This is a genomic window from Halosimplex salinum, assembly GCF_003730195.1.
Taxonomy (GTDB): Archaea; Halobacteriota; Halobacteria; order Halobacteriales; family Haloarculaceae; genus Halosimplex; species Halosimplex salinum.
On sequence record NZ_QWGG01000024.1, the window covers coordinates 1 to 1,584 of the forward strand.

The window sequence follows — 1,584 nt, forward strand, 5'->3', positions numbered from 1 at the left end:
GTACGTGTTTAGCCCCGATGAATTTCGCCACTATCTCGTAATAGGCGACCAATCGGGGGGATATGTACCCTCAGCAAGGGCTAATTGATTTTTTCCAGGGATGGTCTCCGCTCGGAGACCATCCCGGTGACCCTGCTGAGGTAACGCTGAGGTGGTCATAGTGGATTGGGATGACCTCAGCAAAGACGAACTTCTCTCACGGTTTCTCCAGATGGAAGAGCGAATTGACGAGCTGGAGGAGAAACTTGAGCAGAAGGACGAACGAATCGAAGAGCTCGAAACACGCCTTCGCAAATACGAGAATCCACATACACCGCCGAGTAAGCGACGGTCGGGGACTGACGAGTCCCCGACCTCGCAAGACGACGAAGACGACGATGTCAGAACGGACGGCGGCACTCCCGGACGAAAGGACGGTCACGACCCGGAATGGCGTTCTACGTCTGATCCAGACGAAGAAGTTGAGGTCACCTGTGACTGTTGTCCAGAGTGTGGCCAACACTTCGACGAGTCGGTGGGCGTCAGCCCCCGACTCGTCGAGGAGATACCGGACCCACAGCCACCAGAAGTCACACAGTACAACCGCCACTGCTACCAGTGCGACTCCTGTGGAACCGAGACAGTCGCTACACACCCCGACTGCCCCGATGAGGGGCAGTTCGGGGTGAACGTCATTGCTCAGTCAGCACTGTCTCGGTACGATTACCGCCTGCCCTACCGGAAGATTGCTGACCGTTTCGAGCAGTTGCACGGGCTGGAGCTGTCAGGCGCGGCCGCATGGCACGCGACCGAGCGCGCTGCGCGCGCCGGTCGCTGTGAATACGAACAGATTCGCCGTCAGATCCAGCAGGCTGACGTTGTCCATATCGATGAGACAGGAATCAAGCGTGACGGCGAACAGGCCTGGATCTGGACGTTCACCACCGAGAACCACACGCTATACGCAGTTAGAGAGAGTCGTGGAAGCGATGTTCCCGCAGAAGTCCTCGGTGAGGACTTCGCGGGAACGGTCATCTGTGATGGGTGGACAGCCTATCCGGCCTTCAGCGACAATCTACAGCGGTGTTGGGCACATATTCTGCGAGAGGCTGAAGATGTCGCCGAGAAGCAGCCAGAAGGCAAACCGATCTACGACTCTCTCAAGCAGTTGTACGTCGCTCTCCAGACTCGGCTGGAGAGCGACTTGACAATTCGTGAGCGAGCAGAACTACAGCGCGTAGCACGTAGAGAGCTTGAATCGTTGATTGAGCGGTCAGTTCCCGACGGACCAGTGGCAACACTACTCGGAAAGATCGAAGGTGGCCTCGACCACTGGCTCACCTTCGTCGGTGAGCCAGCGGTCTCCCCAACGAACAATGCTGCCGAAAATGCACTCCGTGAGCCGGTAGTTCTTCGAAAACTTATCGGAACGCTTCGCAACGACCGCGGAATGTTCGTTCATGAGACGGTACTGTCCCTGCTGGCGACGTGGCGCCAGCAGGGACGCAATCCCTACGACGAACTCAAGCGAGTTTCCCGAGACAACGAGATGATTTCACGAGCTCAGGCTGTGCCGGCCGTTGAATCTTCGGGGTAAACACGTAC

Annotated in this window: 1 protein-coding gene; it reads left to right on the forward strand. The window is 57.3% G+C overall.

The features are described 5' to 3' along the window. The first annotated feature begins 211 nt into the window (after positions 1 to 211). Positions 212 to 1,576: an IS66 family transposase gene (gene tnpC, locus D1409_RS24155; RefSeq protein WP_394339051.1), complete on the forward strand. Its 1,365-nt coding sequence runs from the start codon at positions 212 to 214 to the stop codon at positions 1,574 to 1,576. Positions 1,577 to 1,584 lie beyond the last annotated feature (8 nt).